Here is a 7376-nt window from a genome sequence, read left to right on the forward strand (position 1 = left end):
CGGGCGGGATCGAACTGGGCCTCGCTGGCGAGGATGCGGGGCCGCTCGCGGCGGTTCTGCCAGAGTACGCGTAAGGCATTCGCGGCAAGTATCAGCCCCATCAACGCGATCACCAGCGCGAACACCATCAGGAATACGCGCGGCAACGTGGTGATGCCAGACGCCCACGCTGCGCCCAGGCCGGCCACACCCACGGCGCCGCAGATAGCGGCCTCGCGCCCGCTGCGCCGTTGCGCGGTCTGGTAGGTGAGCGGGGCAATGGGTTTGCCCTGCGCGGGCACGGCCCAGCAAAAGTGGTTCAGGCCATGCTCGGCCTCCAGCACGCCAATGCGAACGGCCGTGCCTTTGTCGTGAAAGGCTCGCAGCAAGGCGATGTGCGAGGGATCCAGCGCGGAACCCCAGATCGTCTCCGCACCGACCCGCAGGAAGACATCGTTTCGCCGCACCGGCGTTGCGACCCGGATTTGGTCGATGGTTCCCTCGATGATGCGGGCTGCGCGTTGCGGCATGTCGGAGCGGCGAAAGGCAAAGCGGCAAGGATAACGCGACGGGCGACCCGGCGGCGGGGGTCCCCGCGGCGCGCGTCTCCCGCCGCCGATGCCTTCCGCCGCGTCACCCGCCGAGGACGACGCCGACTGCGCTACTTCTTGACCAGCGGGCAGGTCGACCGCGACAGCGGCATGAAGGCCTGATCGCCCGGCAGTGTGGCCACCAGCTTGTAGTAGTCCCACGGCCGCTTGGATTCCGACGGTTTCTTGACCTCGAACAGGTACATGTCGTGCACCATGCGGCCATCTTCGCGGATGCGGCCGTTGGTGGCGAAGAAGTCGTTGATGGGCGTGGCCTTCATCTGCTTCATCACCGCCGTGGGCTCGTCGGTGCCTGCCGCCTGCACCGCTTTCAGATAGTGCATGACCGACGAGTACGTGCCCGCCTGGCTCATGTTGGGCATCTTCTTGAGCTTGTCGTAGTAGCGCTGCGACCACGCGCGCGTCTGGTCGTTCATGTCCCAGTAGAAGGCTTCGGTCAGCGTCAGGCCGGCGGCCGCGTCCAGGCCGATGGCGTGGATATCGTTGATGTAGAGCAGCAGGCCCGCCATCTTCTGCCCGCCCTTGGTCAGCCCGAACTCGCTGGCCGCCTTGATGGCGTTGACGGTGTCGCCGCCCGCGTTGGCCAAGCCGACGATCTGCGCCTTGCTGGCCTGCGCCTGCAGCAGATAAGAGGCGAAGTCGCTGGAGCCCAGCGGGTGGCGCGAGGCGCCCAGCACCGTGCCGCCATTGGCCTTCACGACGTCGGTGGCCGAGGCCTGCAGCGTGTGGCCGAATGCGTAATCCGCCGTCAGGAAGTACCAGCTCTTGCCGCCTTGCTCCACGGTGGCGCGCGCGGTGGTGTTGGCGAGCGACCAGGTGTCGTACGTGTAGTGGACGGAATAGGGCGAGCACAGGTCATTGGTGATGCGCTCGGTGCCCGGCCCGCTGAAGACCACGATCTTCTTCTTTTCCCGCGCCACTTCCAGCACGGCCAGTGCGGGCGCGGAGCCGGCGACGTCCATGATGGCGTCGACCTTCTGGACGTCGTACCACTCGCGCGCTTTGGCGGCGGCGATGTCGGCCTTGTTCTGGTGATCCACCACCAGCAGGTCCACCTTCTTGCCCAGCACGGTGCCGCCGAAGTCGGCAATCGCCATCTCGGCGGCGGTGGCGCTGCCCTTGCCGGTCACGTCGGCATAGACGCCGCTCATGTCCAGGATCAGGCCCAGCCGCACCACGTCGTCGGAGACGGCGGGGGCGGGCGTCTGCGCGTGCGCAGTGGCTAGGGCCGCCGTGGCAAAGGCGGTCGTGGCGAACAATCGGGCGATCGTGCTGCGGCACTGCATTGAAATCCGGGTCCTGTCGGCATGTCTCATGGTTGTCTCCCTGTATGCCGGATTCTTTTCGGATATGGCGGGCGCTTATGTAGGTTTTGTTTGCTGCTGCACCCAGTGCGTTCGGACGGCGGCGGTCGTTGATGGGGGGCGGGGTTCTCCTGAGGCAGGTTGTGTGAAGCGCTTAGCGGCTGGTGAGCAGGTCGAACTCCATCCGCACCTTGCGGAATGGAAACTCCAGCCGCGCGAAATACACCACGCGGCCGTCAATGCAGGCATAGCGGCGCAGTTCGGCCACCGGGGAAGACACGGGAATCTGCAGCGACTCGGCGGATTCCTGGCCTGCCTCGATCACGTTCAGGACCTGGCGGGCTTCGGAGATGCGCGCGCCGTAAAACTGGTCCAGCACGGGGGCGACGGTGCTTTTCTGGATGCGGGCGCGGTGCTTCCGGAAGAGGCCGCTGTCCAGGAAAACTTCGCTGTAGCAGAAGGGGCCGGCGTCCGTCGTGTGGATGCGCCGCAGGTACTGGAAGCTGCCGCTGCGGTCGGCGCCGCACGGCATGCCCAGCGTGTCGGGCAGGGGCGAATCGGCGCTGGACTCCACCAGCGACACCGTGCCGAGCTGGTTGCTCAGCTCGACGGTTTCGGCCCAGGTCTTGGGAATGAGCAGCGTGGGCGTTTCGGGCAGCTCCGCGTTCACGAAGGTGCCGGAGCCGCGCGAGCGCCGGATCAGGCCGTCCTCTTCCAGCAGGCCGAACGCCTGGCGGATTGTCGCGCGGGAGATGCCGTACGTCTCCATCAGCGACTCCAGCGGCGGGATCTGCTGTCCGGGCCGCCACGTCCGGTTCTGGATGTGACTGCGGAACAGCGCGGCGGCCTGCAGGTAAAGCGGCTGGGGACTGCGCGAAAAAAGCTTGCGGGCGGGCATGGCGGGCGGAGGGTTATGAAGCGGAAGCCGAGAGCATAGCGTCCGCCATCTCGCGCAGCCGGTGCTTCTGGATCTTGACCGAGTTGGCGCTCTCCACTGACGGGAATGCGTCCAGCACGGTAAAGCCCGCCGGCGCCTTGAAGCCCGCCATGGCCGCCTTGCACGCCGCGGTCCAACCGGCCGGGTCGGCCTGCGCGCCTTCCTGCAGCAGCACGAAAGCGTACGGAACGATCTTGCCGTTGCGCGTCGCGCCCACCACCTGGCAGGCCCGTACGCCCGGCAGGGTCTCGACGACCTGTTCGATTTCGACGGGATTGACCAGGAAGCCGGACAGCCGCAGCGAGTCGCCCATCCGGGTCTGGAACACGAACTGGCGGTCGGTCAGCGTGTAGCCCAGGTCGCCGGTCTTGAAGTAGCCGTCATCCGTCACGGCGGCGCGGGTGGCGTCCGGGTTGTCCAGGTAGCCCTGCATCAGGCTGGGCGACAGGATTTCGATTTCGCCGGACTGGCCGTGCGGCAGCACCTGGCCGGACTCGGGATCGCGGGCGCGCACACGGGCGTTGGGGTAGATGAGCGTGCCGCCGGGCTGGTGGCGGGCCGACACGTCGCCGTCGGCGGGGTCGCGAGGCTGGCCCGCCACCAGCGCGATCAATTCGCTGGAACCGTACAGGCCCGTGAGCGGCACGCCAGCCGCGCGGGCCAGGTCCAGCAGGTTGTCCAGCGCAGGGGTGAAGCTGGCGAAGCCGAATAGCTGCACGGACGCAAACGCACCGGGCGCGGCGGCCTGCATCATGCTGACCAGCGCCTCGTTGTTGGCATAGGTGTGCGTGACGGCGTGCCGGGCGATGGCCTGCGCCGATTGGGCGGCATCGAACACGGGGGCACAGACGACGGGCACGCCGCGCGCCAGGCCGCCGGCCAATGTCGCAAAACCGAATGCGCCGCAGAACGGCGCGCTGGCCAGCACGCAAGCCCGGTCGTCGTAGCCGAACGCCCGCGCGACCATCGCGCCGTGGCGCAGCAAAGTTTTTTGATCGTGCAGCACGAACTTTGGTTTGGACGTGGTGCCGGACGTGGTAAAGCACAGCACGCCGGCATTGGCTTGCGCGACGGGGGCAGGGTCGGCGCAGGCCAGCAGCGCGTCGTACCGATGCACCGGTTTGCCGTGAAGCGATGCCGGAGGAAGTTCGTCGGGCCCGGCCAGCGCGACCGCCCCTTGCAACTGATCCACATCCACTGGCGCTACGCCATCCAGGATGCCCTGAAAGTCGATGCCTTTGAAGTCGGGCCAATACACCAGCCAGTCGGCGCGGCCGCGACCCAGGATGTCGGCTACTTCGACCGAGCGGAAGCGCGTGTTGACGGCCAGCACCAGCGCGCCCAGCTGGGCGCACGCAAGAAAGGATTCGACCCAGGCCGCGCAGTTGGGCAGCCAGACGGCGACGCGGTGCCCGGGCTGCACGCCGATGCGGGACAGGCCCGCCGCCAGCGCGAGGCTGCGCGAGCGCAGGTCCGCGAAACTGAGCGGCTGATCACGGTCGATCAGCGCAACGGCATCGGGTTGGCGGGCGGCCAGCGCGTCCAGGTGGTCGGAGAAGGTCGAGTACGGCAGGGGCATGGCTTACACCGTGGCGATAGGTGTCACAGGCGAGCCGACCGCGCCGGGCATGCGCAAGGGCGGGGCGGTCAGCAGAAACCGGCTGCGGCCGTTTGCATGGAGCCAGTCGGCCAGGTCCTTCAGATACCAAAGCTCGGCCAGCGGCACGCCCAGCTTGAAGAGGCAATGGTGGTGCAGCGGCAGGATGGAATGGCCGGGGCCGGATGTGCGCGCCGGATACGATTCGACCGCGTAGTTGTCGGCGCAGATCGCGGCGATGCCGGAATGCGTGATCCAGTCCAGCAGTGCGGGGTCGGCGCCGTCCAGCACCGCGCCCGTCTGCTCCAGCTTGTGCGGATCGGGTTGGCCGTTCATGGCCACGACGGCTTCCGCGAAACCGGTGCGCAGCACCAGCATGTCGCCGGGTTCGGGCTGGGCGTTCTGCTCGCGCATGGCGGCTTGAAGCTGCTCGTGGCCGACGATCGTGCGGCCCGGGCCGAAGGCACGCGCCAAGTCCACCAGCACGCCGCGGCCCTGCATGCCTTTTTCGGCATAGCGGCTGACGCTGAGCTTGCGCGCATACGAGCCGCCCGGCGGGCAGCAGGCGGCTTCCGAGTTGTCGGGATCGGCGCCGCCAAACACATCCACGCCGGCGGCGTAACCGTTGTAATAGACGCGGCGCGCCTGGCCATCGCCCTGGATGTCGAACATGGCGCCCACGTGGCACAGGCCATCCCACTGCGTCGAATACTGCATCGACAGCGTGACCTGATCGTCCGACAGCACGTCGATGGCTTCGGGCTGTACCTGCGACATCGCAAAGTTCAGATAGGGCGTGGCTTCGCGGAAAGTCGGCTTGAGGGTGGGCGCGTGGCGGCGCGGATTGAGCACGTTGCCGCCGGGCAGATCCAGCGGCAGCGACAGGCAGAAGACCTTGCCGGCACGGACTTCGCGCACCGCCTGCAGCACCTTTTCTTCAGTCAGCAGGTTCAGGCGACCCAGTTCGTCGTCCGGGCCGAAGTCGCCCCAAGTGGAACCTTCGGGGCGTTGCGTCCAGCGTTTCATCTGCTTGTCTCCTGTCGGTTTTTCATGTTCTTATGAATATAGTACGTATTTACGTACTTTAAAAAGAAATCCGCAATCAGCGGGTTCGATAGGAGACGAGACCATGACGCAATTGCAGCATCCGCGCGCCGGATGGCGCATCGCCCTTGCCGCGCTGGCCGTTCTGGCGCTGCCTGCGGTCCACGCCGCGGGCTATCCCGAGCACCCTGTGACCGTCGTCGTGCCGTATCCGCCGGGCGGCGGCGCGGACCTCTTTGGCCGCGCCATCGCCAACGCATTGCAGCCGGGCCTGAAGCAGACGGTGCTGGTCGAGAACAAGCCGGGAGCGGGCGGCAATATCGGCATGGCTTACGTCGCCCGGGCGAAGGCCGACGGCTACACCCTGGGGCTGGGCACGATCGGCACGCAGACGATCAACCAGTTTCTCTACAGCAACATGCCGTTCGATCCCGAGCGGGACCTGGTGCCGATCGCGCTGGTGTCCACGACGCCGAACGTCATCGCGGTCAGCGCGAAGTCGCCCTACAAGACGGTGGCGGACGTGATCAAGGCGGCCAAGCAGTCGACGGACAAGAAGCTGACCTATGCGTCACCGGGCATCGGTTCGTCGGTGCACCTGACGGGGGCATACTTCGAGGCCATGGCGGGGGTGACGATGCTGCACGTGCCGTTCAAGGGCACGTCGGCGTCGCTGCCGGCGGTGGCGGGCGGGCAGGTGGATCTGCTGTTCGACAACCTGCCGGGTGCGCTGGCGCAGATCAAGGACGGCAATCTGGTGCGCGGGGTCGCCGTGACTTCTGCGACGCGCGATCCGTCGGTGCCGGATTTGCCGACGGTTGCCGAGTCCGGATTGCCTGGGTTTGACGTGACGGCTTGGTTTGCGTTGTATGCGCCGCGCAATACCCCCGCGCCGGTGGTTGAACAACTGATTGCCGCCGCCCGCAGCGGCTTGGCGACGCCGGCCATCGCCGCCAACTTTGCCACCATGGGCGCGAAGCCGGGCACGCTGTTCGGCAAGGATCTGGCCGCGTTCGAATCCGCCGAACGCAAGAAGTGGGGCGGACTCATCAAGGATCAGGGAATCAAGGCGCAATGAATTCACCCATCGCTCTCGTAACCGGCGCAAGCCGGGGAATCGGCCGCGCCATCGTGGCGCGGCTGATCGAAGACGGCTTTCAGGTCGTCAATTTCAGCCGTACGTCGCCCGAGACACTGTTGCCGGGCGAGACCTTCCGGTCAGTGGACCTGTGCGACGCGGAGGCGACCATCGCTGCGGGCCGTGAGTTGGCGGCGCAGCAACCTGTGCTGCATCTGGTCAACAACGCGGGGATGATTCAGGTTGCCAACATCGAGGACATTACGCAGGAGGAGTTGGCGCGGACGATGGCGTTGAATCTGACGGCGCCGATTCTGCTGATGCAGGCGCTGTTGCCGGGGATGCGGCAGGCGAAGTACGGGCGCGTGGTGAACATCGGCAGCCGGGCGGCGCTGGGCAAGGGCGGGCGGTCGGTGTATGGGGCGTCCAAGGCAGGGCTGGCGGGGATGACGCGGACCTGGGCTTTGGAGCTGGCGGGCGATGGCATCACGGTCAATACCGTGGCGCCGGGGCCGGTTGCTACCGAGCTGTTCAACCAGTCGAATCCGCCTGGTGCGCCGAAAACGCTGGCGCTGGAGGCGGCGATTCCCGTGGGGCGGGTTGGGCGGCCGGATGAGGTGGCGCATACGGTCGCGATGTTTCTGGACCGGCGCGCGGGGTTTGTGACTGGGCAGGTGCTTTATGTTTGCGGGGGGATGTCGGTGGGATTGGTGGGGTAGGGTGGAGTGCCGTTGCCGGCCATCGTCGGCGTTCTTGGGACGCCCGGCGCGGCGTGGGCCTGGGGCGGGCGGGGCTCCGATTGCGGTCCGGAGCCTTCGCTCCGGAC

At 67.1% G+C, this 7376-nt stretch carries 6 protein-coding genes and 1 pseudogene; 2 read left to right on the forward strand and 5 right to left on the reverse strand.

The window, feature by feature from the left end; all coding sequences use genetic code 11:
• From B3446_RS18740 to B3446_RS18760, 5 genes and pseudogenes are all read right to left on the reverse strand, one after another.
• Positions 1-509, reverse strand: a pseudogene (locus B3446_RS18740) (hypothetical protein); the annotation flags it as partial.
• 131 nt (positions 510-640) lie between these two features.
• Complete coding sequence (locus B3446_RS18745; RefSeq protein ID WP_191577484.1) at positions 641-1876, reverse strand: ABC transporter substrate-binding protein; 1236 nt, start codon at positions 1874-1876, stop codon at positions 641-643.
• Positions 1877-2048: 172 nt separating this feature from the next.
• The gene (locus B3446_RS18750; protein ID WP_105238367.1) at positions 2049-2792 is read right to left on the reverse strand and encodes a GntR family transcriptional regulator; all 744 of its coding nucleotides are present in this window, start codon (positions 2790-2792) and stop codon (positions 2049-2051) included.
• Between the two features lie 13 nt (positions 2793-2805).
• Positions 2806-4410 carry an AMP-binding protein gene (locus B3446_RS18755; protein ID WP_291383981.1) on the reverse strand — a complete coding sequence of 535 codons (1605 nt, stop codon included), beginning with the start codon at positions 4408-4410 and terminating at the stop codon, positions 2806-2808.
• A gap of 3 nt (positions 4411-4413) precedes the next feature.
• Positions 4414-5454 carry a cyclase family protein gene (locus tag B3446_RS18760; protein WP_291383983.1) on the reverse strand — a complete coding sequence of 347 codons (1041 nt, stop codon included), beginning with the start codon at positions 5452-5454 and terminating at the stop codon, positions 4414-4416.
• A 103-nt stretch (positions 5455-5557) separates the two neighbouring features.
• Here B3446_RS18760 and B3446_RS18765 point away from each other — a divergent pair, with 103 nt between their 5' ends.
• Both B3446_RS18765 and B3446_RS18770 read left to right on the forward strand, forming a co-directional pair.
• The gene (locus B3446_RS18765; protein WP_191577337.1) at positions 5558-6550 is read left to right on the forward strand and encodes a Bug family tripartite tricarboxylate transporter substrate binding protein; all 993 of its coding nucleotides are present in this window, start codon (positions 5558-5560) and stop codon (positions 6548-6550) included.
• Entirely contained in the window at positions 6547-7269 is a 723-nt protein-coding gene (locus B3446_RS18770; RefSeq protein ID WP_191577338.1) for an SDR family oxidoreductase, read from the forward strand. The genes B3446_RS18765 and B3446_RS18770 overlap by 4 nt, the downstream gene beginning before the upstream one ends.
• The last annotated feature ends 107 nt before the right edge of the window (positions 7270-7376 follow it).

Source organism: Achromobacter sp. UBA5777, assembly GCF_002418565.1.
Lineage (GTDB): Bacteria > Pseudomonadota > Gammaproteobacteria > Burkholderiales > Burkholderiaceae_B > Achromobacter > Achromobacter animicus.